General features: G+C 63.1%; 21 protein-coding genes. 10 read left to right on the forward strand and 11 right to left on the reverse strand.

Annotated elements, in window-relative coordinates; translation table 11 throughout:
- The first annotated feature begins 23 nt into the window (after window positions 1-23).
- Genes ACTHLA_RS11020 through ACTHLA_RS11030 form a run of 3 tightly spaced genes read left to right on the forward strand, consistent with a single transcriptional unit; the run spans window position 24 to window position 3133 of the window.
- A complete protein-coding gene (locus ACTHLA_RS11020) occupies window positions 24-251 on the forward strand; it encodes a hypothetical protein (protein WP_440188781.1) in 228 nt (75 codons plus the stop codon).
- 9 nt (window positions 252-260) lie between these two features.
- Window positions 261-2411 carry an NAD-dependent DNA ligase LigA gene (gene ligA, locus ACTHLA_RS11025; protein ID WP_440188784.1) on the forward strand — a complete coding sequence of 717 codons (2151 nt, stop codon included), beginning with the start codon at window positions 261-263 and terminating at the stop codon, window positions 2409-2411.
- Complete coding sequence (locus ACTHLA_RS11030; protein ID WP_440188787.1) at window positions 2408-3133, forward strand: SDR family oxidoreductase; 726 nt, start codon at window positions 2408-2410, stop codon at window positions 3131-3133. Before ligA ends, ACTHLA_RS11030 begins: the two co-directional genes overlap by 4 nt.
- Before the next feature lie 2 nt (window positions 3134-3135).
- On the opposite strand, the gene ACTHLA_RS11035 is transcribed toward ACTHLA_RS11030, so the two are convergent.
- Together ACTHLA_RS11035 and ACTHLA_RS11040 are read right to left on the reverse strand one after the other, a co-directional pair.
- Window positions 3136-4965 carry an aminopeptidase P family protein gene (locus ACTHLA_RS11035; RefSeq protein WP_440188790.1) on the reverse strand — a complete coding sequence of 610 codons (1830 nt, stop codon included), beginning with the start codon at window positions 4963-4965 and terminating at the stop codon, window positions 3136-3138.
- A 94-nt stretch (window positions 4966-5059) separates the two neighbouring features.
- On the reverse strand, window positions 5060-5929 hold the full coding sequence (locus tag ACTHLA_RS11040) for a 50S ribosomal protein L11 methyltransferase (protein ID WP_440189092.1): 870 nt from the start codon (window positions 5927-5929) through the stop codon (window positions 5060-5062).
- A 107-nt stretch (window positions 5930-6036) separates the two neighbouring features.
- Here ACTHLA_RS11040 and ACTHLA_RS11045 point away from each other — a divergent pair, with 107 nt between their 5' ends.
- The gene (locus ACTHLA_RS11045) at window positions 6037-6771 is read left to right on the forward strand and encodes a hypothetical protein (RefSeq protein ID WP_440188793.1); all 735 of its coding nucleotides are present in this window, start codon (window positions 6037-6039) and stop codon (window positions 6769-6771) included.
- Between the two features lie 61 nt (window positions 6772-6832).
- Here the strand turns inward: ACTHLA_RS11045 and ACTHLA_RS11050 are convergent, their stop codons facing one another.
- Window positions 6833-7261, reverse strand: coding sequence for an MAPEG family protein (locus tag ACTHLA_RS11050; RefSeq protein ID WP_440188796.1), 429 nt, complete (start codon window positions 7259-7261; stop codon window positions 6833-6835).
- A 323-nt stretch (window positions 7262-7584) separates the two neighbouring features.
- On the opposite strand from ACTHLA_RS11050, the gene fumC reads away from it, so the two are divergent.
- Window positions 7585-8976, forward strand: a complete 1392-nt coding sequence (gene fumC / locus ACTHLA_RS11055; RefSeq protein WP_440189094.1) for a class II fumarate hydratase — start codon at window positions 7585-7587, stop codon at window positions 8974-8976.
- Window positions 8977-9036: 60 nt separating this feature from the next.
- On the opposite strand, the gene ACTHLA_RS11060 is transcribed toward fumC, so the two are convergent.
- From ACTHLA_RS11060 to ACTHLA_RS11070, 3 genes are all read right to left on the reverse strand, one after another.
- Window positions 9037-9819 carry an EAL domain-containing protein gene (locus ACTHLA_RS11060; protein ID WP_440188799.1) on the reverse strand — a complete coding sequence of 261 codons (783 nt, stop codon included), beginning with the start codon at window positions 9817-9819 and terminating at the stop codon, window positions 9037-9039.
- A 768-nt stretch (window positions 9820-10587) separates the two neighbouring features.
- Window positions 10588-11616 carry a GIN domain-containing protein gene (locus ACTHLA_RS11065; RefSeq protein ID WP_440188802.1) on the reverse strand — a complete coding sequence of 343 codons (1029 nt, stop codon included), beginning with the start codon at window positions 11614-11616 and terminating at the stop codon, window positions 10588-10590.
- Between the two features lie 173 nt (window positions 11617-11789).
- The gene (locus ACTHLA_RS11070; protein ID WP_440188805.1) at window positions 11790-12170 is read right to left on the reverse strand and encodes a YccF domain-containing protein; all 381 of its coding nucleotides are present in this window, start codon (window positions 12168-12170) and stop codon (window positions 11790-11792) included.
- A gap of 231 nt (window positions 12171-12401) precedes the next feature.
- Here ACTHLA_RS11070 and ACTHLA_RS11075 point away from each other — a divergent pair, with 231 nt between their 5' ends.
- From ACTHLA_RS11075 to ACTHLA_RS11095, 5 genes are all read left to right on the forward strand, one after another.
- Window positions 12402-12602: a DUF4169 family protein gene (locus ACTHLA_RS11075; RefSeq protein WP_440188808.1), complete on the forward strand. Its 201-nt coding sequence runs from the start codon at window positions 12402-12404 to the stop codon at window positions 12600-12602.
- 149 nt (window positions 12603-12751) lie between these two features.
- The gene (locus ACTHLA_RS11080; RefSeq protein ID WP_440188811.1) at window positions 12752-12991 is read left to right on the forward strand and encodes a ribbon-helix-helix domain-containing protein; all 240 of its coding nucleotides are present in this window, start codon (window positions 12752-12754) and stop codon (window positions 12989-12991) included.
- 71 nt (window positions 12992-13062) lie between these two features.
- Window positions 13063-15345, forward strand: a complete 2283-nt coding sequence (locus ACTHLA_RS11085; protein ID WP_440188814.1) for an ATP-dependent helicase — start codon at window positions 13063-13065, stop codon at window positions 15343-15345.
- Between the two features lie 83 nt (window positions 15346-15428).
- Window positions 15429-16682, forward strand: a complete 1254-nt coding sequence (locus tag ACTHLA_RS11090) for a cytochrome P450 (protein ID WP_440188817.1) — start codon at window positions 15429-15431, stop codon at window positions 16680-16682.
- Window positions 16679-17035, forward strand: a complete 357-nt coding sequence (locus tag ACTHLA_RS11095; protein ID WP_440188820.1) for a RusA family crossover junction endodeoxyribonuclease — start codon at window positions 16679-16681, stop codon at window positions 17033-17035. The genes ACTHLA_RS11090 and ACTHLA_RS11095 overlap by 4 nt, the downstream gene beginning before the upstream one ends.
- On the opposite strand, the gene ACTHLA_RS11100 is transcribed toward ACTHLA_RS11095, so the two are convergent.
- The 5 genes from ACTHLA_RS11100 to ACTHLA_RS11120 form a co-directional block, all read right to left on the reverse strand.
- The gene (locus ACTHLA_RS11100) at window positions 17036-19411 is read right to left on the reverse strand and encodes a serine hydrolase (protein WP_440188823.1); all 2376 of its coding nucleotides are present in this window, start codon (window positions 19409-19411) and stop codon (window positions 17036-17038) included.
- Window positions 19412-19508: 97 nt separating this feature from the next.
- The gene (locus ACTHLA_RS11105) at window positions 19509-19997 is read right to left on the reverse strand and encodes an SspB family protein (RefSeq protein ID WP_440188826.1); all 489 of its coding nucleotides are present in this window, start codon (window positions 19995-19997) and stop codon (window positions 19509-19511) included.
- Between the two features lie 143 nt (window positions 19998-20140).
- Window positions 20141-20602, reverse strand: coding sequence for a DUF6691 family protein (locus ACTHLA_RS11110; RefSeq protein ID WP_440188829.1), 462 nt, complete (start codon window positions 20600-20602; stop codon window positions 20141-20143).
- Window positions 20599-21018, reverse strand: a complete 420-nt coding sequence (locus tag ACTHLA_RS11115; RefSeq protein ID WP_440188832.1) for a YeeE/YedE family protein — start codon at window positions 21016-21018, stop codon at window positions 20599-20601. The genes ACTHLA_RS11110 and ACTHLA_RS11115 overlap by 4 nt, the downstream gene beginning before the upstream one ends.
- Before the next feature lie 119 nt (window positions 21019-21137).
- Window positions 21138-22925 carry an IlvD/Edd family dehydratase gene (locus ACTHLA_RS11120; protein ID WP_440188834.1) on the reverse strand — a complete coding sequence of 596 codons (1788 nt, stop codon included), beginning with the start codon at window positions 22923-22925 and terminating at the stop codon, window positions 21138-21140.
- Window positions 22926-22927: the final 2 nt, after the last annotated feature.

Below are 22927 nucleotides of genomic sequence, written 5' to 3' on the forward strand. Positions count from 1 at the left end.
GAGCTGACGGGCGGAGGTCGGTCATGGTGCGGCGTCTGGGCGTATTCATTCTGCAATTTGTCATCACCCTGCTGACTCTGATTGTCGGGTCGGCGATCTATCTGCTGAGCAAGCACGGCCTCAGCTATCGCCTCGATCCGGGCTTCATGGCGGACATGAACCTGTTTACAAGAGTAGCTCTGGTCGTGACGATCATTCTGTTTCTGGTCATCATATGCTATCGCGCGACCCGCGACACACTTCAGCAATAGGACGTCCGCTTGGCCCTCTCTATCGACGACGCCCGCGCCCTGCACGCCGATCTGGCGGCGCAGGTGCAGCACCATCGCGACCTCTATTATAATGAGGAAACGCCGGAACTAAGCGATGCCGAATACGATGCGCTGGAGACGCGTCTGCGGGCGTTAGAGGCTGATTTTCCCGAACTGAAAACGCCGGAAAGCCCGACGCTTCAGGTCGGCGCGCCGGTCTCTACCAAGTTCGCGCCCGTGCAGCACGGCGTGCCCATGCTGTCGCTCGACAATGCTTTCGCCGCCGAAGACGTGACCGATTTCGAGGCGCGCCTCCGCCGGTTTCTGAAACTGCCGGATGACGAGGCCGTGGCCTTCACCGCCGAACCGAAGATCGACGGCCTGTCGTGTTCGATCCTTTATGTGGACGGTGAACTGGTGCGCGCGGCGACGCGCGGCGACGGTCGCACCGGCGAGGACATCACGGAAAATGTCCGCACCATCAAAGACATCCTGCACCGCCTGCACGGCGATGACTGGCCTGCGCGCATCGAGGTGCGCGGCGAGGTCTATATGCCTCTGGCCGAATTCGCGGCCATGAATGCGCGCGCGGAGGCCAAGGGCGGTAAGGTGTTCGCCAATCCGCGCAACGCGGCGTCGGGCGCGCTACGGCAACTGGACGCCAGCGTGACCGCTTCGCGGCCATTGCATTTCTTCGCCTATGCCTGGGGAGAAGTCAGCGAAGAGTTTTCAGACACGCAGTGGGGCGCGCTGGAGGCGTTCCGGCGCTGGGGCTTCAAGGTCAATCCGAAATCGCGGCGCGTCGAAGGCGTGCAGGGCCTGCTCGACATCTACGATCATATCCAGAAAGAGCGTTCGGAACTCGGCTACGATATCGACGGCGTGGTCTATAAGGCCGACCGGCTCGACTGGCAGAGGCGGCTCGGCTTTGTCTCGCGCTCGCCGCGCTGGGCGATCGCGCACAAATTCCCGGCCCAGCAGGCCCTGACGCGGCTGGTCGCCATCGACATTCAGGTCGGGCGCACCGGAACCCTGACGCCGGTGGCGCGGCTGGAGCCGATCAATGTGGGCGGCGTGGTGGTCACCAATGTCACCCTGCACAATGCCGATGAGATCGCGCGCAAGGACATCCACCTAGGCGACATGGTGCGCGTGCAGCGCGCCGGCGACGTGATCCCGCAGATCGTCGGGGTCGAGTTGAGCGAGCGGCCTAAGGCGGCGAAGCCGTATGAATTCCCGACGCTTTGCCCGTGTCCGCTGAAGACCGAGGTGGTGCGCGACGCCAATGTGAAAGGCGAGGAGGGCGTGGCGCGCAAATGCTCAGGCGATCAGGCTTGCCCGCACCAACACGTCGAATACCTCAAATATGTCTGCAGCCGCCGCGTGCTCGATATCGAAGGGCTGGGCGAAAGCAATATCGACATCTTCCATCGCGCCGGTCTGCTCGACGAACCGGCGGACATTTACCGACTGCATGAGCGCGCGGATCGGGTGCGCGCCGCGGTGTTGGAGGAACGCAAGCGTCAGTCCGCCGAACGCCGGGAAAAGAGCGGGCAGAGCGCGGACAAGGCGCTGGCCGACGAGGACCGCGCCTTCGCGGGGATCGATAAGCTGTTCGCCGCCATCGAGGACCGGCGCGTCCTGCCGCTTGACCGGTTTATCGCCGCGCTCGGCATCCGGCATGTCGGTGAGACGACGTCGCGCCTGCTGGCCCGCGCTTACGGCTCGGAGCGGCATTTCCATGAAGCCATGACGGCGGCGGCGGGCGGCGATGAAGACGCGAAGCAGCATCTGACCGATATCGACCAGATGGGGCCGGTGGTCGCCGGGACGATCCTCAGCTATTTCGCTCACCCCTATCAACGCGACATCTACGAGCGCTTCAAGGCGCAGGTCACGGTCGAGGACGCCGAGGCCGTGGCGGGCGACCACGCTGTTTCCGGTAAGACCGTGGTTTTCACCGGCACATTGGAGAAGATGACGCGCGACGAGGCCAAGGCGCAGGCCGAGCGTCTGGGCGCCAAGGTGGCGGGTTCCGTCTCGGCCAAGACCGACTATCTGGTCGCGGGTCCGGGCGCGGGCTCGAAGCTGAAAAAGGCCGCCGATCTTGGCGTCACGGTGCTGAGCGAGGATGACTGGATGGAGATGGTGGGGGCATGAAGGTCGCGCTCATCACCGGCGCGGGATCGGGCATAGGCCGGGCGGTGGCGCGGGGTCTGGCGGCGGATGGCTATGCGCTGGCGCTGGCCGGGCGGCGGCAGGAGGCTTTGCGGGAGACAGCGGCGGACGCCCTGTGCGTCGCCACCGATGTGCGGCGGTCCGAAGATGTCGCGGCTGTGTTCGACGCCGCTGTGGCGCGCTATGGCCGCGTCGATCTGGTGTTCAACAATGCGGGCGTCAGCGCCCCGGCGGTTCCGCTCGATGAACTGCCGGTCGAGGCCTTGCGCGACCTGATCGACACCAATGTCACCGGCATGTTGCTGTGCGCGCGTGAAGCCTTTCGCGTCATGAAATCGCAATCGCCGCAGGGCGGGCGCATCATCAATAATGGTTCGGTCTCGGCCTATGCGCCGCGCCCCAATGCCGCGCCCTATGCGATGAGCAAGCACGCCATCACCGGCCTGACCAAGGCGCTGATCCTCGACGGGCGCGCACACGGAATCCTGTGCTCGCAGATCGACATCGGCAATGTCGTCTCGGACATGTCGGCGCGCATGAAGACAGGCGTTCTTCAGGCCGACGGCGCGACGCGCCCTGAGCCGCGCATGGATATGGACGCGGTGGTCAGGACGGTGCTGCATATGGCCAGCCTGCCGCCGGAGGCCAATATCCCCTTCGTCACGGTAATGGCTTCGGGTATGCCGCTGTACGGGCGGGGCTAAAATTACAGCGGCGCGCAGGCCTCTTGCAGCCAGGCGCGCACCTCAGGCGAGACCAGCGGGCCGACAAGCTCCAGCACGCGGGCGTGATAGAGGTCCATATAGAGGCGCTCGGCCTCGCTCAGCATCGCAACCTCGATCAGGTTGCGGTCGATGGGGGCCCAGGTCAGGTTCTCGAAGCCGAGCATCGGGCGCTCGCCGCCTTCGGGCACCGACGGCTCGGTGACGAATTGCAGGTTCTCGATGCGGATGCCGTAGTCGCCCGACTTGTAATAGCCCGGCTCATTCGAGACGATCATGCCGGGTTGCAGGGCGTATTTGTTGAGCGCCTTGGAGATACGCTGCGGGCCTTCGTGGACGCCGAGATAGACGCCGACGCCGTGACCGGTGCCGTGATCATAGTCGAAGCCCTCAGCCCACAGGAACTGACGCGCAAAGGCGTCGAGCTGCGTGCCGACCGTACCCGCCGGGAACTTCACCGTGGCCAGCGCGATATGGCCTTTCAGCACCAGGGTGAACATGCGGCGGTGTTCGGCGGACGGCTCGCCGATCGCGATGGTGCGGGTGACGTCTGTGGTGCCGTCCATAAATTGCGCGCCGGAATCGACCAGCAGCAGATTGCCCTGGCCGGTTTTAATGTCGGACTGGACATTGACCTTGTAGTGCGGCAGCGCGCCGTGCGGGCCGAAGCCGGAAATGGTGTCGAAGGACAGGTCTTTCAGATCGGATGCGCTGCGGCGGATCGATTCCAGCTTCTGTGCGATCTCGATCTCGCTGAACGGCTTTTCCTGCGCTTCGGTCGCGACCCAGTAGAGGAAGGTCGAGAGCAGGGCGCCGTCGCGGATGTGTGCGGCTTTGGTTCCGGCGATTTCGACCGCATTCTTGCAGGCGCGCGGCAACAGGCATGGATCATCGGCGGCGATGGGCGTCGCGCCCGCGTCGCGGATCGCCTGCATCCAGTAGGCCGAGGACAATTGCCCGTCGATCAGCACCGACTGGCCTTTGAACGCCTGAAGACTGGCCTCGACCTCGTCGGGGCCTTTGACCGACACTTCATTGCCGAGCCATTCCAGCAGGCCCTCGCTGATCTTGGCCGGTTCGATGAACAGTTCCGCCGAGCCGTCATTTTTCAGAATGGTCTGGCCGAGCGGCAGAGGCGAGCGGATCACGTCGCCGCCACGGATATTGAACAGCCATGCCAGCGACGAGGGCGCGGTGATCAGGGCGGCGGTTATGCCGTGGCTTTTTAAAGTCTTGGCGATTTCGGCGCGTTTGTCGGCGGACGCCTTGCCCGCATAGTCGAGCGGCTGGGGGACGATCTTCGCCATAGGTTGCGCCGGACGGGCCGCGCCCCATGCGAGGTCGATCGGGTTCGGCGACACGGCTTTCAGTGTCACGCCCGCGCCCCTGGCGGCGGCTTCGAGGCGGCCGACATGCTCCGGGCTGAGCAGGCGCGGATCGTAGCCGATCACCGAACCTGAGCGCGCCGTGGCGACCGCATCGGTCAGGGAGCCTGCGTGAAAGTCCTCGACCGAGAAGACGCTCGGATCGGTCTGTTCGCGCGATTGCAGCGTGTAACGCCCATCGGCGAACAAGACGGCGCGGTCCATGAAGATGATCGCCGCGCCCGCCGAGCCGGTGAAGCCCGACACCCAGGCCAGACGTTCATTGGCGTCGGGCAGGTATTCGTTCTGATGCTCGTCTTCGTGCGGGACGATGAAGCCGTCGAGCCCCTGCGTCTTCATCTGCGCCCGCAAAGCCGCGACGTTGCTGACGCCCTGCGCCGGGGTCGTGGTCACATCGAAGGACTGGAAGAAGGCGGTGTCGGCGGTCATGGCGGGGCCTCTTGGATAAGATTGAATCCTATATAGACCCGCGCCCGGACGTTTCAAATGATTTCATCTTCTCTCATCATGACCGGCGGGCGCGTTACGCCTTCTGCATCACCAGCGTACACCAGGCGTCGCGATGGATGCGGCGGACCAGCCGGAAGCCGTGGCTCAGATAGGCGGCCTTGACGAAACGCTCCTGTGTGCGCAGCAGGCCCGACAGGATGACGAGGCCGCCGGGCTTCAGGGCGCCGCGGATCGGCATGCTAAGGCTGACCAGAGGGCGGGCCAGAATATTGGCGAAGACGAGATCGTAGGGCGCGTCCTGACGCACCTTGCGGTGGTTGAGGCCATTGGCGTGGACGAAGCGCGCGCGGCTCTGGTTCAGCGCGGCGTTTTCGTTGGAGATGCGCACCGAGATCGGGTCGATATCGGTGCCGACGGCGGTTTTCGTCCCGGTCCTGGATGCGGCGATGGCCAGCACGCCGGTCCCGGCGCCGACATCGAGGACGCGGTCGAATTTTTGCGATTTCAAGAGGTCGTTATAGGCGATCAGGCAGCCGACCGTCGTGCCGTGGTGGCCCGTGCCGAAGGCGGCGCCCGCCTCGATGCGCAGGTTGACCGTACTGGACGGGGCCTGACCGCGATCATGGATGCCGTAGATGAAGAACCGACCGGCGCGCACCGGCGGCAGGCCCGACAGCGCCATGGCCAGCCAGTCGGCGTCGGCCAGGGTTTCGACCGTGACGTTCAGTTCGGGATATCCGGCCAGCACGGCCTGGAGCTGCGCGTCCTCCTCCTCGGCGGTCGGAAAGGCGTCGATGCGCCAGACGTCGCGGTCCTCATCCTCTTCCAGAATCGAATAGGTGACGCTTTCCAGCACGTCGTCGGCGTCGATGGCCTCGGCGGCGGCTTCGGCGATGCGGCGCGGGCCGCGCGCGACGATCTGTTGCGGATTGTAGGTCATGATGCTCTGCGGTAAGGTCTGTAACGGGTTCGTTGATTCCACCGCTCGATTCGGATAACGTCGAATCTTCACGGTGCGGTTTGTAAACGACAGGCATTTAAGGACAGACGATGGCGAGAGCTACCAAAAAAACCACTTCGGGCGGCGAGAAAACGCCCGCGACGGATATTGCGGCTGATGCAGGCGTGAAAAAGACGCTGGCGCGCAAGGCTCCCGCGCCGAAACCGGCGGCGAAAGCGGTGAAGGACGCCGAAAAGAAGGTCGCGACGGCGGCCAAAAAGACGGCGGCCGCCTCCAAGGCGCTGGTCAAGGATGTCGAGAAGCCGGTGATGGAAGCCGCCGCCAAGGCTGAGAAGGCCGTCAAGACGACGGCGGTTAAGGCGGAAAAGACCGTGAAGAAGACCGCCGCAGCGGCCAAGGCCAAGGTGACCTCGGCGACCAAGGCCGCCGAAAAGAAGGTCGAAAAGGCCGTCGCTCAGGCCAAGCCCGCTGCGCGCAAGTCAACCAAACAGACCGCCGCCAAGCTGGAAGCTGTCAGCGAAGCCGCCAAGGCGTCGATCGCCGAGGCCAGCGAAGCCGCCGCCAAGAAGATCGAAGAGGTGCGCGCCGCCGCCGAGCCCGCGCTGAAGGATCTGGAAAAGAAGGCCGAAGCGGCGCTGCACGAGGCGCAGGAAAAGATCGAGGACGCCGTGGAGCAGGCCCGTCCGCATGTCGAGGAGTTCGCCAAGAAGGCGGACGCCTTCACCGCCGACGTCGCCGCCCGTGCTCACGAGGCGACCGGCAAGGCCGCCGAAGCCTCGAAGAAGAAGCCCGGATTCTGGGCGCGTCTGTTCGGCGCAAAATAGCGCAACGGATCATCCTATTGCAAAGCCCGCCGGATATGTCGGCGGGCTTTTTTCGTAGGGTCTATCCGAGCTGCGCCAGTCGCCAGAAGATCGCGACCCACAGGGCCAGCAGCGTCATGGCTGAAGCGGCGAACAGCGCCATGCGGATCAGGATGGGGTTGAGGCTGACATGCACGAGGGTGTGCAGGACGCGAAAGCCGACAAAGGCCCAGGCCAGACCCAGCGGCAGGGCGTCCCGGTCGTCAGTAACGAACGCGATCAGGCAGGCCGCATAAAACAGCACAGGCAGTTCCAGCAGATTCATATAGTTGCGGTTGAACAGGCGCGTGCGCCACGGCACGTCCTCACTTTCGCCGTAGCGGAAATCGGCGGCCTTCGCGCGTCCGGCGGCGACATCGCCCACGCGCAGGAATGGCATGATCAGCAGGACGACAAAGGTCAGGAGCGCCAGCGCAGCCATTGGCCACAGGATTGATGTGAATGGGGTCATGATTGGCTCTGAAGAAACATCACGCTAAGGGTACGTCCCCGATCGCCTGCGGATCATGCCGGACGCCTGCGCGAAAAATCAACACCTGTCAGGCGAAGGCGCTGGCGCTCCATGACGCATGTGCAAAAAGCAGATGCTCTGACGCGGATTTTTCATTGCGCTTTCATGCTCAAGGTATATGGAAACGCTCATCTTACAAGGAGGCGCGCATGGCGCTGTTCGGTTTGTTCGGTCCCAAAAAGCCCCGCACGGTTCGCGGCGCCAAATTTGAGTCACCGGAGCCGTCGCCCTCCGCGCCGTCGCCACAGGAGAGCATCGCCGTGATGAAAAACACCCGCACCGAAACCGACACCTTTGGCTCGATCGAAGTCGCCGCCGACAAGTATTGGGGCGCGCAGGCGCAACGCTCGCTCGGCAATTTCAAGATCGGCTGGGAAAAGCAGCCTCTGCCGGTGGTGCGGGCGCTCGGCATCGTCAAGCGCGCCGCCGCCGAGACCAATATGGCGCTGGGCAAGCTGGACCCGGCCATCGGCAAGGCGATCATCGAAGCTGCGACCGAGGTGATGGAAGGCAAGCTCGACGAACACTTCCCGCTGGTGGTGTGGCAGACCGGCTCCGGCACGCAGTCGAACATGAACGCCAATGAGGTGATCTCGAACCGCGCCATCGAACTGCTGGGCGGCGAGAAGGGCTCGAAAAAGCCGGTCCATCCCAACGATCACGTCAACATGTCGCAGTCGTCGAACGACACCTATCCGACCGCCATGCACGTCGCCTGCGCCGAGGAGATCGTCCACCGCCTGCTGCCCGCGCTGCAAACCCTGCGCAATGCGCTGAACGACAAGGCCGAGGCGTGGAAGGACATCATCAAGATCGGCCGCACCCACACCCAGGATGCGACACCCCTGACGCTCGGTCAGGAGTTCGGCGGCTATACGCAGCAACTGACCAACGGCATCGAGCGCATCCAGCAGACCCTGCCCAAGCTGATGCAACTGGCGCAAGGCGGCACGGCGGTCGGTACGGGCCTGAACGCGCCGATCGGCTTCGCCGAGGGCGTGGCCGACAAGATCGCCCAGATCACCGGCCTTGGCTTCACCACGGCGCCCAACAAGTTCGAGGCCTTGGCCGCGCACGACGCGATGGTGTTCAGCCATGGCGCCATCAATACGGTGGCGGCCTCCCTGTTCAAGATCGCGCAGGACATCCGCTTCCTGGCGTCGGGCCCGCGTTCGGGCCTGGGCGAGCTGGCCTTGCCGGAAAACGAACCGGGCTCGTCGATCATGCCGGGCAAGGTCAATCCGACCCAGTGTGAGGCGATGACCCAGGTGTGCGTGCAGATCTTCGGCAACAACGCCGCTCTGACCTTCGCCGGTTCCCAGGGCAATTTCGAACTGAACGTCTATAACCCGGTCATGGCGTACAACTTCCTGCAAAGCGTACGCCTGATGGCCGACGCGGCGGTCAGCTTCACCGACAATTGCGTGGTCGGCATCGAGCCGCGCCTCGACAACATCAAAAAGGGCGTCGAAAACTCGCTGATGCTAGTCACGGCGCTGAACGGCAAGCTCGGCTATGACGCCTGCGCCAAGATCGCCAAAACCGCGCACAGATTAGGCACCACCTTGCGCGAGGAGGCCGTCGGCGGCGGCTATCTGAGCAACGAAGAGTTCGACGAGATCGTCCGCCCGGAAAACATGGTCCATCCGGGCTGAGGCGCGTCTTAAGAGCGATAGTTTCACCGGCCCGTTCAGCGCTGAACGGGACTTTTTCTTTTACGCTCGTAAAACAGTCTCAGGCGCAGCGTTTGCAAATCCTGCAATGTCCGGCAACGCCTCGACTTGAGGCTTGGCGAAATAATAGCCCTGGAACAGATTGACGCCCGCCGCCCGCAAGGTGGTCATCTCGCCTTCGCATTCGATCCCTTCGGCAATGACCTGGATGTCCAGCGCGCGCGCAATCGTCATGACGCCCGCGACGATGGACTGGCGCACGCGGTCGGTGTGAATGTCGCGGATCAACTCCATGTCGATCTTGATCAGATCGGTCTGAAGGTTGGCGAGGAGGTTAAGCCCCGCATAGCCCGCGCCGAAATCGTCCAGCGCCGTCATAAAGCCCTGACGCTTATATTCCGCGACAATCTTCGAAATATGCGCCGTGTCGGTGATGTGTTCCTGCTCGGTGAATTCAAACATCAAACGTCTTGGATTCAGACCGACGCGCGCGGCGGCGCCCAGAGAAGCGCGAATACAGGCGGCGGGCTCATAGACGGCCTTGGGCATGAAGTTGATCGACAGGCGCGTATCGTCAGGGCCGGACAGACGACCGAACAATTCAATCGCCCGGACCCGGCAGGCCTGATCGAACTTATAGGTCAGTTCGGGTGTAACCTGATTTAATACATGGCCTGCGCCCTGTCCCTCCGGACCGCGGACCAGGGCCTCATAGCCCCAGATGCGCGCCTGGGAGAGGTCGAGAATAGGCTGAAAGGCCATTGTGAAGGCGAAGGGCAGTTCCGAGCCGTCGCGGCATCCCTGACAGGACAGTTTAGAAGTCACAGCCTCACTCCCTTTGGTTTGAGGCAACGCTTAGCGAAAAAAGCTCAAATTCGGGTTAAGCGCATAAAAACAGGCGCGGAGAGCGATCTCCGCGCCTTGTTTTTTACGCTGGTTACGCTTGCGCTTAGAAGTGGCCGAGGCCGAGGAGCGCTATGGTCATGAAGGCTGTGAAAACCGCCAGAGCGGCGACGGGCAGCAGCGGGGCGAAAGCGTCGGTATGGGGATGGGTCATTGGTGAATCTCCAGAGGATTATCGGCTCAGAAGTGGCCGAGGCTGAGCAGCGAGAAGGCCATGAACAATGTGATGGCGACGAGGGCGGAAACAGTGGCGACGGGCGTGGACATGACGGGCGCCTCAACCGATGGTGACAAGCGAAGCGACCATAAACACGGTCAGGGCCAGCAGGGCGGAAACGGAAAGCATCGAGGTCGACATGATAAAATCTCCTGTGCATGTGTCGTTGTTCGATGACCCGTATATGCGCCCTGAACGTGCATAGTTCAAATTAATACCAAGTCATGAAATGGATTTAATAATTACGTAAAATCAATGTGTTATTATTACAATTCTGTAAGGTTGATAAAAAATGCTGCACCGCAACTCACTTTAAACGGTAGCGAGCGCGGCGTGGTGACATATGCTGATTTCATGCGGTAATTTCGTAAAATTTCCGAAGACAAACTGTCGCAGGGGCGGCGTCAGGCGGAAGCAGACATAGAAAAAGCCGCCCTTTCGGACGGCTTCGGATGCGCACCGGGCGGGAAGGTTCAATGGCCGATGTGCATGTCGCCGGAGCCGACCACCTTGGTGATCACAGCGCCGGTCGCCTTGTCGATGCTGACATCGCCCGATCCGTTGGTGTCAACGGTGACCGCGCCCGCCACGCCGCCAAAATCGACGTCGCCGGAGCCGGACCCCTGCACACGGAAGACCGAAGCCTGCCCGCCATCAATGCTGACGTCGCCCGAACCGGATAGATTGAGCTGCACCGGGCCGGAGACGCGCGTGACGCGTACGTCGCTGGAGCCGTTATTGACGAGCGTGAAGCCGTTGCCAAGCGTACCGACGGTCATATCGCCGGAGCCGTTCAGTTCGGCGCGCATGGTGGCGACATTGCCGAAGGTCATATCGCTGGAGCCCTGGTTCTGCACCTCGGTGACGCCGCTGCGGCCAACGATGAAATCGCCGGAACCGGTCAGGGACGCCTTGAGATTGCCGACGCTGTCCAGGGTGATGGCGCCGCCGCCCATATTATCGACAATGGCGTCGCCGGCCTGGGTGACATGGATGTCGCCGGAACCGGTATTGATGATGCTGAGCGGACCGCTGACAGGGTCCACCGTCCAGGCGCCGCCGCCGTTCATGGTCAGATCCACGCCTTGCGACGGTCCGATGCGACCGATGACATAGGCGCTGTCCTTGACGCTGGCGTGCATCGGCACGCGCACCAGCACGAGCGGCAGATCGTCGATATTGACCGCGCCCAGGCCGCTGATGGCGACCGTATTGTGATTGTCGTCGATATTGACGCGCAGGCTGAAGCCATGGAAGCGGTCGCTGAGATGACCGTTCAGCACGGTGGTGTCGCCGCGCGACGACACCATCAGGGTCGGCACCTGCGCCTTGCCGTAACGGACGCGGATATCGACATTGCTGCGGTTTTCGGGCGTGACGACGACGCGGGCGGCAAGGTCGCGCAGTTCGATCTGCGGCCCGTCGCCGGGCATGGTGATGGCGAAGGCGGGCGCGGCGACGAGGGCGCCGCTGGCGATCGCGATCAGAAGGGATGTACGCATACTGCCTCCAAAAACGAGGGCGGAACTGACCGTTCTCCAGCCCGCGGCGAGAACGGTCGGCGATCCGCCGGGACCGTCGTGTGACGGTCTGACTTGTTCACAAGGGTGCGGCACGCTTCCAGGAAAATCAAATTAAAAGGGAGTCATATAAGTTTCAGCGTCAATTCAACTCCTTAGGCGCTGACGATCTCCTTTCCCACTGGCGCCAGGGCCAGTTGCGCCAGTTGCAGATCCTTGAAGGCGAACGGCACGCCAATGATCGAGATCGCTTCGGGAATGGCGATCAGCACATGCGCCAGCGCGATGTACCAGCCGGCGAACACAAACCAGATGATGTTGAGAAAGACGCCGAGGCAGCCGCTGACCGGATCTACCGGGCGATCGACGATGCGGCGACCGAACGGCCAGAAGACGAAGCTGGCGATGCGCCAGGCCGAAAACGCCCACGGCAGGCCGACGATCGTGCAGGCCAGGATCAGTCCGCCCAGCAGCCACAGGCAGCCGGAGATGAAGCCGCCGAATATAAACCAAAGAATATTGAGCAGAAGGGTCATGTGGGCTCCATTAAACGCACGCGCCATTTTAATGATTTCTGAAAGGGCAGGCATGTTAAATTTCGCTCATGTGGGCAGAACTTACCGCTATCAGATTCGACGAACGGTGTTTTTTGACATATGATGTGACCAAGTTTGACGATTGAGCTTAAAGCGCATCGTTATTTTATATGCGGTATGCGAAGACGCTGTTCTGTCGCATTTTGCCGCAAGCTATCAGGTGCTAAGATCATGGCGGAACTGATTAATCTCAATAAGGCGCGCAAGGCGCGCTCCAGGGCCGCCAATGCGGCTATGGCCGCGCAGAATCGCGTGCTGCACGGTTTGAGCGTCGCTGAGAAGAAGGCGGCGCGCGCGCAAAGGGATAAGGATGAGGCTCGTCTGGAGGGACGCAGGCTTGACGCCGCGCTTCCCAAGGCGATTGACGAATAGACGCAGCAGACGGCGATGCGACGCCGGTTTGAAAAGGGATGAGATTTTGCCGGGGGCGGTGATTTTTTAGCCGAAGACAGATGTGGGGGGCATTGATCCGAAGCCAATCCAGAGACGGTAAGGGCCGTCTCCATGTCGGAGGAGAGCAAATGCCAGGTCTGAAAAAACGATCGGTGAATCTGGCCGGTCACGCCACATCGGTGGCGCTGGAGCCCGAATTTTGGGCCGTTCTGGAAGACATGTCGAAAGAGCGCAGGGTCAGCCTCGCGGCCTTGATCGCCGACCTCGATTCCCGCAGAGGCGAAAGTCTACTGGCTTCGTTCTGCCGCCTGTCGGCCTTGGCTTTTGTGCAGCAAAAAGCCGCCGCGCCGCGCCGCAAGCGCGCCTGAACGGGCGAAATTCTGTTCACGTTCTGCATTTGTCCCTTGGCGTTTGCGGCGAGTGGGATTAACTGAGGGTGATGGAAACCTCGCCCCCCGCCACCCGGATCAGCGATCTGGCCGCCGCGCGCCCTGACTTCTTCCGCGGACTTAATCCCGAACAGGAGGCCGCCGTCCGCGCCACGCAAGGCCCTGTGCTGGTGCTGGCCGGCGCCGGAACCGGCAAGACGCGCGTTCTGACCACGCGCATCGCGCATATTCTGGCGCAAGGTCTGGCCCGCCCGTGGGAAATCCTGTGCGTGACCTTCACCAACAAGGCGGCCCGCGAAATGCGCGAACGCACCGTGGCTCTGGTGGGCGCGGCGGCGGAAGGGCTGTCCAATCTCGGCACCTTCCACTCCATCGCCGCGCAGATATTACGCCGCAACGCCGAACTGGTCGGCCTGAAATCCAGCTTCACCATTCTCGATGATGACGACCAGACGCGGCTGATCAAGGCGATTCTCGAAGCGGAAAACGTCGATACCAAGAAATGGACGCCCAAATCCTTCGCCTGGCATATCGACCAATGGAAGAATAAAGGCCTGACACCGGATAGAGTCAAAAACGATGAGGGCGCGGCCTTTGCGGGTGGGCGCGGCGTGAAATTCTATCAGATGTATCAGGACCGCCTGCGCATCCTCAACGCCTGCGATTTCGGCGACCTGCTGCTGCATAATCTGGAGCTTCTGACCAAACATCCCGACGTGTTGGAGCGTTATCATCAGCGCTTCAGATATGTGCTGGTCGATGAGTATCAGGACACCAATGTCGCGCAATATCTGTGGCTGCGGCTGTTGACCAATGCCGATCGCAATCTGTGCTGCGTCGGCGATGACGACCAGTCCATCTATGGCTGGCGTGGCGCCGAGGTCGATAATATCCTCAAGTTCGAACGCGACTATCCGGGCGCCAAGGTGATCCGATTGGAGCGCAACTATCGCTCGACCCAACACATTCTGGCCGCCGCGTCGGGTCTGATCAAGGCCAATGCCGCGCGCCTTGGCAAAACGCTGTTCACCGAGCAGGCGGGCGGCGACATGGTGCGCGTCCAAGGCCTGTGGGACGGCGCCGCTGAGGCGCAGTTCGTGGCCGAGGATATCGAGCGGCAGAAAAAGGCCGGACGGAAATGGTCCGACATGGCGATTCTGGTGCGCGCCTCCTTCCAGATGCGGGCGTTCGAGGAACGCTTCGTCATGCTGCAAATCCCCTATACGGTGGTTGGCGGACCGCGCTTCTTCGAGCGCGCCGAAATCCGCGACGCCCTGGCTTATTTGCGCCTGATCCAGTCCGAGGACGACGATCTGGCCTTTGAGCGCATCATCAATGTGCCCAAGCGCGGCATAGGCGACGCGACGGTGCAAAAGCTGCTGCAATCGGCGCGGCTGGCGGGCGTGTCGGTGATGACGGCGGTGCGCGATCTGATCGAGACGGACGAACTGCCGGGGCGCGCCAAGACGCCGCTGATCGGGTTTTTGCGCGATTACGACCGCTGGCGCGAACAGGCGAAGCAGGTCGCCGCCGATGAGCTGATTGACCGCGTGCTGACCGATACGGGCTATTACGACATGCAGCGCGCCGACAAGACGTCGGGACAGACCCGGATCGACAACTTAAAGGAACTCGGCGACTCGATGCAGGCCTTCGACAATCTCGAAGCCTTCCTCGAACACGTCTCGCTGGTCATGGATCTGGAGCGCGACAATGGCGCGTCCTCGGTGCGGCTGATGACGCTGCACGCCGCCAAGGGGCTGGAGTTTCCGGTCGTCTATCTGCCAGGCTGGGAGGAGGGGATTTTCCCGTCACAGCGTTCCATCGACGAAAACGGTCTGCGCGCTCTGGAAGAAGAGCGGCGGCTGGCCTATGTCGGCCTGACCCGCGCGCGTCAGGAGGCGCGGATCAGCTTCGTCGCCAATCGGCAGGTCTATGGTCGCTGGACCAGTCAGATTCCGTCGCGCTTCGTCGATGAATTGCCGATGGAGAATGTCGAAGCCGCGTCGCAGACTGGCTATCAGAGCAGCGGCGGGTGGCAGTCGCAGGAAAGCCGGTGGGATCGCGCAGGCTATGAGCCGAATTACACAAAACGTGCGACGGATAATGACCTGTCGGGCGTGGATATGTCGCGCCTGCGTCCGAAATCCGCCCCGCACCGGCCGTCGGCGCCGCCGAAGCCTTCGGCGAAAAACTTCAAGCTGGGCGAACGTGTTTTCCATATCAAATTCGGTTATGGGATCATCACCGAGATGGAAGGCAACAAGCTTGTCGTCAATTTTGAGACCAGCGGTGACAAAAAGGTCATCGACAGCTTTGTCGAGCGCGCCTAAATATATTGCACCGGCGAGATGGCCCTGTGCGATGTGATGAAGCGCGACCAGAAACGCGCGGGTAAACGATCGGAGACCTCCTGATGCCGAATGAGCCGAAACCGGCCTTTACCGCACCCCGACTGCTTTTGTTTGAATATTCCGAGCTGAATCCGGCTTTGCGGGAGAATCCGCACGCCATTTTCGATCCTCAGCGCACGGAGCGTCCTGTCGAGCATGACGGCATGATCCCGGCGGCGCTGATCTCGTCCTACGCCTATGGCCGCGAGGCCCTGCTCGATTCATCCCTGTCGCGCAATTTCAACGACGCGGCGCCGGAAAATCCGGTGATCGCCAATGTCCGACGCCTGAGCCAGGCGGTCGAGGCGGAATTCGGCAAGCCCGATTCCATGCTCACCCTTGACGATCCCGATCATGGCCGCGTGCGCGGCGTCGTGGCCGAGGCGTTTCTGAAACGCGCCGCCCGTTCGCAGGATCTGGTGGCGCGCATTATCGACGAACGGCTCGACGCCCTGGCGCAAACCGAGGGCTTCGATGTCGTCGCCGACTATGCGGGTGAGATTCCGATCCGCGTGCTGGGAACCTTGCTGGGCGCGTCGCAGGACCGTCTCGACGATCTCAAGGCGTGGACCGAGGCCGGTCAGGTCGCCTTCGACCCGACCAAGTCCGCCGAGGCCGAGCAACTGGCGCTGGAAGGCCGCCGCGGCATTCTCGGCTATTTCCGCGAGCTGATGGCGGAGCGCCGCGCCGCGCCGCAGGACGATCTGGTCAGCGACCTGCTGGCCGCCAAGAATAATGGCGCGCCGATCGACGACAATGAAATCCTGCACAACCTGTTCGCCCTGCTGGTGGCCGGGCATCTGACCACGGCGGACCTGATCGGCAATGGCGTGCATCTGCTGCTCAGCCATCCGCAAGCGCGGCAGGCGATCGCTGATGATCCGAAGCGCATCCAGAGCGCTGTTGAGGAAATCCTGCGCTATGAACCGCCGATCTCGTTCACCGCGCGCTTCGCCAAGGCGGGCGGCGATATTGGCGGCTGCCCCTATCACAAGGGCGACGCTTTGGTGGTCAGCCTGATTTCAGCCAATCGCGACGACAACCGCTTCGACGATCCGCACCGCTTCGACATCACGCGCAAGCCGAACCCGCACATGACCTTCGGCGCCGGGGCGCATATCTGCATCGGGGCGCCTCTGGCCCGCATCGAAGGCCAGATGGCGATCGGCAAGCTGTTCGAGCGCTTCCCGAACTTGCGCAAGGCCGACGACTCCGCGCCCGACTGGCGGGTGGTGCCGGGCGTGCGTGGTCTGGCGCGGCTGGATGTGCTGATGTGAGCGACTGGATCACGTCCGGCAAGGTCAAGGCGCGCGAAAGCGCTGAAGGGCTGGAGATCGTCATCGACGGCCTGACCACGCAGGGGCGCTATTACAAGCCGCTGGTCTATGAGTTCTTTCGTAAAGAGTGGCGCGGCGGGCGTCCCGCCTGGGGCGATTACGGCGTCGATATCCGCATGGAGCATATCGGCGATCCGCCGATGATGGACCTCGACAACCTCGCCAAGGCGCTGCTCGACGCCATCAAGGGCTTTGTCTTCCACGACGATTCGCAGGTGGCGCGGCTTTTGGTCGAGCGCTTTGAAGGCGCGCGCGAGCAGATCACGATCCGCGTCTGGCCGCTGAAGCGCTGATCACCAGCTCCACGGCTCCAGCGCGCCCCACAGCATCAGCACGACGGCGTAGAACACCGACCATGCGACCAGGGCCGCATGCGCCGCTTTTTGCCACGCCGTCCAGCCTTCGCCATAGCGCGCCTCATCGGACAGCACGAAGTAGAGGCTACCCGCCTGATAGAGGGCGCCGAGGGCGGCGAGGAAGGCGAGGCTGGAGGCCAGCCGCACCGAACCGGACGGCCAGCGCGTGAACAGGGCGCCGGGATTGTCAGCCAGACCTTCGCGCCAACTATGGAAGATGAACAGGGCCAGCAGCCACAGCACCGCCATGCCGACGGAAACGATGGTGGCCCAGACCTGCGCTTGAGTCGGCTGCTCATGCCGTTGACGCGGGCGGGCCAGAGACAGCAGCGTCAGCAGGGAGACCACCACGGCGATGGCGCTCAGCCAGCCGAGGGTCTGAGGGCTGTGCAGCCAGCCGACGCGCTCATAGCGCGCCAGATTGCTCGCCGTCTCGAACGCCCTGGCCTTGCCGCCATTAGCGGGCAGCAGGAAGTGCAGACCGCCGGTCTCCGCCGCGGGGCCGGGGTCTTCGGCGTCCTGTTGCAGGAAGAAGCCCGGCGCGCTGGCCGGAACGAAGGCGGACAGGCCATTGGCGGTGGCCAGGATCAGCCGCCCGTCGCGATCGGCGCTGATCGAAACCGTGTTCAGAAGCCGGGTCACCGCGCCTTCCAGCCCGCCATAGGCGCGCCGTGTCGAGACATATTGCCCGCTGATCGCGCGGTAATAGTCGCGATGATCGGCATAGGCCATGTCGGGCGCAGGCATGAGCGGCGGACGGACCAGATCGCCGCTTAAGTGGTCGAGCAGCAGATTGGGGAAGCTTTGCGTCAGCGGGCCGCCGGTCTGGGTGTTGGCGGCGATGAAGACGCCGAGATTAAGACTTGGGACCAGCACCATATTGGCGTTGAACCACAGGGTCGCGCCGCCGTGGCCATAGGTGATCTCGCCCGACGGCGCTTCACGTGTCATCAGGCCTGACGCCCAGCCATTATAGCCGGACGGAACCTTCAGCATCGGCGTGCGAAAGGCGCGCGCCGACTCGGCGTTGAACAACTGCACGCCGCCATACTGGCCGCTGCCGAGCATCATCGACATGAAGACGGCCATGTCCTGCGCGGTCGAGGAGGCGCCAAGCGCGCCTGACAGCGGCAGGGCGTGGTCGAAGGGCTGGGCCGCATAGGTGGCGCCGTCCCAGACAAAGCCCTCGGACAGATCCTGCGTCAGGCCGGGCGCCAGCGGCGCGGGCAGGTCATAGGCGTTGAGGTCATTGGGCTGGTACGGCTCGCGCAGGGTGGTGTGCGCCATGCCGAGCGGGGAAAAGACGCGCGCCTCCATCAGCGACGGCACGTCCTTGGCGCGCGCGGTCTGGGCCAGGGCGCGGGCGGCCAGCGCGACGCCGAAATTGGAATAGGAGGAAAACTCGCCCGGCTGACGCACGCGGCGCGGGCGGTGGATGCGGAAATAGGAATCGACGCCTTCAAGCTGCGCGCCGTCGAGATTGAACAGGTGGCCTAGGCTGGTGTCTTCGTAACCCGGCGTATGGTCCATCAGATCGTTGAGCGTGATCGGCTTGAAGCGCCGGTCCTCGGTATAGATGTCGGCGGGCAGATAGTCGCCGATCGAGACGTTTGGCTTGATGCGACCGGCCTCAATTTCCTGGCGCGCGACAACCCAGGTGAAGACCTTGCTGATCGAACCGAGCCGGAACAGCGAGCTTGTCGCATCGACGCGTCGCGCGGGCTTGAGACGGTCATAGCCATATCCCTTGACCAGCAGGGGCGTGTCGCCCTGCACGACGGCGACCTCGACGCCCAGCACATGGTCGCGCTGCATCAGGGTGCGTACGACCGAATCGGTGAAGGTCTCGATGTCGCCAGCGCTGATGGGGACGCTGACCGGGACGGCCCCAGGTCCGGCATTGACGGGGGCGGCGGGTTTGACCGGTTTGGGCGCGATGTGGACGACCGGCGGCGCGACTGACGAACCGGCGGCGCCGTAGGGAACCGGCCCGGCGGACAGGCCAGAGGTTTGCGAAGATGGAGTGCCTGCTGACGCCGTTATCGGCGGCGCAGGCCTCGGCACGGGCATGGAGGGTTTGGGTCGGGGGCGCGGCGCGGCGTGCGATTGCGAACTCGACGAAGCTGCGCTCGCCGTTGGACTGGCTTCCACCGATGCGCTGCTGGCGCTGGCGGGCGGGACATAGGGGTGCAACTGCGCCTGAACGTCGGGTTCGGTTGTCTGCGTCACAGCGGGCGCAGCGCCGAACAGCAGGGCCAGCGCGCCGATCGCGCACGATGTTTTTACCGATGAGATAGCCAGCCGCCAGACCATGACCGCCTTCCGTCAGGAGTTCGCCAACAGGTTCCGCTTGTTGAAGTTCAGGCGATTCGAGCGCAGGGCCTAGCCGCCCGCACAGGGGGATCGCGGTTTATTTTTTGCGGAACTGATCGAGCGAGACAATCTTGGGCGCATCGTCAACGTCTTCGACCACAGCGTCCGGCGCTTCGACGGCTTCCGCTTCAGCCTCGTCGGCCTCCGCGACCGGCTCCTCGGCTTCGAATTCCAGCATGAACTGGGCGTAGGGGTCGTGGAAACGCGTGATCGCCGCGAACGGCACAGTCAGAATCTTCGGCATGCCGCCGAAGGTCAGGGTGACGCGGAAGAAGTCGTCGGTGACGCGCAGATCCTGATACTGATGCTGCAACACGATGGTGATGTCATAGGGGTAGCGCGCCAGCAGGTCCGCCGGGATCGACACGCCCGCCGCGCGCGTCAGGAAGGTGACGTAGAAATGATGTTCGCCCGGCAACCCTTCGTCGGCGGCGCGACGCAGGGCTTCGCGAATGACCCCGCGCAAGGCGTTCTGGGTCAGTCCGGCGTAATCCATCTGGTCGATAATCATCGTGGGTTCGGACATGGTGCGGCTTTGATCGTCAGGCTTTGAGGAAAAAGGGACGGCGCGTCGCCGCTGTTTCTGAGACTTAGCACGCACCTGCGGAAACGGAACCAAAAAATCCGTGAGCTTGTAAAAATGCGATGTGGAAATGTCGGGAGCGGCGCTCAGCGCGTTTCGGGCGTCGCGGCGCGTTCGAGCGCGGCGCGTGGCGCGGCGAGCAGATCCGCCAGACCGGCGCCGACCAGCACGGCGATGACGAAAGGCGCGATCTGCGCCGGATCGACGCCCAGCCAGACCAGAGCCGGGCCGGGACAGACGCCGCTCAGTCCCCAGCCGACGCCGAATATCCCGGCGCCGATCAGCAGGCGGGCGTCGATACGCGCGGGCGGAATCTGACCCGCCATGACCTGCCCTCGGCGTTGCGCCAGGCGGAACAGGGGCAGGGCGGTCAGAACCGCGCCGCCCATGACGAGCGCCAGAGCCGGACGCCAGTGGCCGGTGATGTCCAGAAAACCTTTGACATTGGCCGTGTCGGTCATGCCGGAGATGACGAGGCCTGCGCCAAACAGCAAACCAAAGATCAACGCCCAGACATTTTTCATGACGGCTTTCATGACATTGTTCATGATTGGCCTCCGATGTGGCGGACGATGAAAACGGTGATCGCCGCCGTCGCCATAAAGACCAGCACGGCGACCAGCGAACGCGGCGACAGGCGCGCCAGACCGCAGACGCCGTGGCCGCTGGTGCAGCCATTGCCAAGGCGCGCGCCGAAGCCGACCAGCAGGCCCGCCGCGATCAGAAGCATCGGTCCGGTATTCAGGCTGTGCGGCGCGGCGCCCGCCATGCGCGCGATCAGTCCGGCCAGGACCAGGCCAAGCACGAACAACCAGCGCCATGCCTGTGGCCCACGCAGAACGGCGTCACCGAAAATGCCGCTGACGCCCGCAATGCGTCCGGCGGTCAGATAAAACCCGCCCGCCGCCGCGCCGATCAAGGCGCCGCCAAAGAGAGCGAAAAGCAGAGCGTCATTCATGAACATGCGCAAATACTCACATGCGCGGATCGCGGCTGCAAACGAGGAAATGTGAAGACTGGCCGCGATGAAAACTAAACCGCCGCCCGGTGGGGCGGCGGCTGTCGGCGTGTTAAGCAGCGCTTTTAGTGATTGTCCCTCGGCAGGCCCATGGTCTGGGCGATGCGCTGGAATTCGACGGCGTCTTCGAGACAGGCGCCAGTGTCCATCTGGCCGACGGTGCGGCGCTGCATGGCCTGCCACGGCGTCTGGCTGGCCGGGTACTTGAAGCCGCCTGCGGCATCGAGGTCGGCGCGACGCTGCGCAATCTCCGCATCGGAGATCAGCACATTGACCGTGCCCTCGTTCAGATCGACGCGCACGCGGTCGCCGGTCTTCAGGATGGCCAGATTGCCGCCTGCCGCCGCTTCGGGCGAGGCGTTGAGGATTGACGGCGAGCCGGACGTGCCGGACTGACGGCCATCGCCGATGCAGGCCAGAGAGGTCACGCCCTTTTTGAGCAGATAGTCGGGGCAGCGCATATTGACCACCTCGGCCGCGCCCGGATAGCCGATGGGACCAGCGCCGCGCATGAACAGGATGCAGTGTTCGTCGATATTGAGCGCCGGATCATCGATGCGGTGGTGATAGTCTTCCGGCCCGTCGAACACGACCGCACGGCCTTCAAACGCCATCGGATCGGCGGGATTTGACAGGTAACGCTGGCGGAATTCTTCGGAGATCACGCTGACCTTCATAATGGCCGATGTGAACAGATTACCCGACAGGACGCGGAAACCGGCCTTTTCCTTCAAGGGCTTGTCATAGCTGCGGATGACGTTTTCATCCTCGATCACCGCCTCGCGGCAGTTCTCGGACAGCGACTTGCCGGTGCAGGTCAGGGCGTCCTCGATCAGGTTCTGATCCATGAGCTGCTTGACCACGGCGGGCACGCCGCCCGCATGGTGATAGTCTTCACCGAGATATTCCCCCGCGGGCATCAGATTGACGATCAGCGAGACGTCCTCGCCATAGGTCTGCCATTCCTCGACCTTGAGATCGACGCCGATATGACGCGCCAGGGCGTTCAGGTGGATCGGGGCATTGGTCGAACCGCCGATGGCCGAATTGACGCGGATGGCGTTGATAAAGGCGTTCTTCGTCAGGATGTCAGAGGGTTTGAGATCCTCATGCACCATATCGACGATGCGCTTGCCGGTGCGCCAGGCCATTTCCTGACGGTCGCGGTGCGGCGCCGGAATGGCGGCGGAATAGGGTAACTGCATCCCCAGCGCCTCGGCCAGCGAGTTCATGGTCGTGGCCGTGCCCATGGTGTTGCAATAGCCGGTGGAAGGGGCGGACGAGGCGACCAGCTTGATAAAGCCCTTATAGTCGATCTCGCCCGACGCCAGCAGTTCGCGCGCCTTCCAGACAATCGTGCCGGAGCCGGTGCGCTGGCCCTTGTACCAGCCATTGTTCATCGGCCCGACCGAGAGCGCGATGGCCGGGATATTGACCGTGGCGGCGGCCATCAGGCAGGCCGGGGTCGTCTTGTCGCAGCCAATGGTCAGCACGACGCCGTCCAACGGATAGCCGTAGAGAATGTCCACCAGGCCGATATAGGCCAGATTGCGATCCAGGCCCGCCGTGGGCCGCTTGCCGGTTTCCTGAATCGGGTGGACCGGAAACTCCAGCGGAATGCCGCCCGCCTCGATAATGCCGGCGCGGATGCGTTCGGCAAGAACAAGGTGGTGGCGGTTGCACGGAGACAGGTCTGAGCCGGTCTGGGCGATGCCGATGATCGGCTTACCCGATTGCAGCTCCTCCAGCGACAGGCCGAAATTCATGTAACGCTCCAGATAGAGCGCCGTCATGTCGGCATTGGCGGGATTGTCGAACCAGGCGCGCGAGCGCAGGGCGGGTTTAGAGGTCATAC

Origin of the sequence: Asticcacaulis sp. (genome assembly GCF_051956075.1) — a bacterium.
Taxonomy (GTDB): Bacteria; Pseudomonadota; Alphaproteobacteria; order Caulobacterales; family Caulobacteraceae; genus Asticcacaulis.

Coding starts and splice junctions, on each gene's coding strand:
- ACTHLA_RS11020 (WP_440188781.1), top strand. CDS start 24: ATGGTGCGGCGTCTGGGCGTATTCATTCTGCAATTTGTCATCACCCTG.
- ACTHLA_RS11030 (WP_440188787.1), top strand. CDS start 2,408: ATGAAGGTCGCGCTCATCACCGGCGCGGGATCGGGCATAGGCCGGGCG.
- ACTHLA_RS11035 (WP_440188790.1), bottom strand. CDS start 4,965: ATGACCGCCGACACCGCCTTCTTCCAGTCCTTCGATGTGACCACGACC.
- ACTHLA_RS11045 (WP_440188793.1), top strand. CDS start 6,037: ATGGCGAGAGCTACCAAAAAAACCACTTCGGGCGGCGAGAAAACGCCC.
- ACTHLA_RS11050 (WP_440188796.1), bottom strand. CDS start 7,261: ATGACCCCATTCACATCAATCCTGTGGCCAATGGCTGCGCTGGCGCTC.
- fumC (WP_440189094.1), top strand. CDS start 7,585: ATGAAAAACACCCGCACCGAAACCGACACCTTTGGCTCGATCGAAGTC.
- ACTHLA_RS11065 (WP_440188802.1), bottom strand. CDS start 11,616: ATGCGTACATCCCTTCTGATCGCGATCGCCAGCGGCGCCCTCGTCGCC.
- ACTHLA_RS11070 (WP_440188805.1), bottom strand. CDS start 12,170: ATGACCCTTCTGCTCAATATTCTTTGGTTTATATTCGGCGGCTTCATC.
- ACTHLA_RS11075 (WP_440188808.1), top strand. CDS start 12,402: ATGGCGGAACTGATTAATCTCAATAAGGCGCGCAAGGCGCGCTCCAGG.
- ACTHLA_RS11080 (WP_440188811.1), top strand. CDS start 12,752: ATGCCAGGTCTGAAAAAACGATCGGTGAATCTGGCCGGTCACGCCACA.
- ACTHLA_RS11085 (WP_440188814.1), top strand. CDS start 13,063: ATGGAAACCTCGCCCCCCGCCACCCGGATCAGCGATCTGGCCGCCGCG.
- ACTHLA_RS11090 (WP_440188817.1), top strand. CDS start 15,429: ATGCCGAATGAGCCGAAACCGGCCTTTACCGCACCCCGACTGCTTTTG.
- ACTHLA_RS11100 (WP_440188823.1), bottom strand. CDS start 19,411: ATGGTCTGGCGGCTGGCTATCTCATCGGTAAAAACATCGTGCGCGATC.
- ACTHLA_RS11105 (WP_440188826.1), bottom strand. CDS start 19,997: ATGTCCGAACCCACGATGATTATCGACCAGATGGATTACGCCGGACTG.
- ACTHLA_RS11110 (WP_440188829.1), bottom strand. CDS start 20,602: ATGAACAATGTCATGAAAGCCGTCATGAAAAATGTCTGGGCGTTGATC.
- ACTHLA_RS11115 (WP_440188832.1), bottom strand. CDS start 21,018: ATGTTCATGAATGACGCTCTGCTTTTCGCTCTCTTTGGCGGCGCCTTG.
- ACTHLA_RS11120 (WP_440188834.1), bottom strand. CDS start 22,925: ATGACCTCTAAACCCGCCCTGCGCTCGCGCGCCTGGTTCGACAATCCC.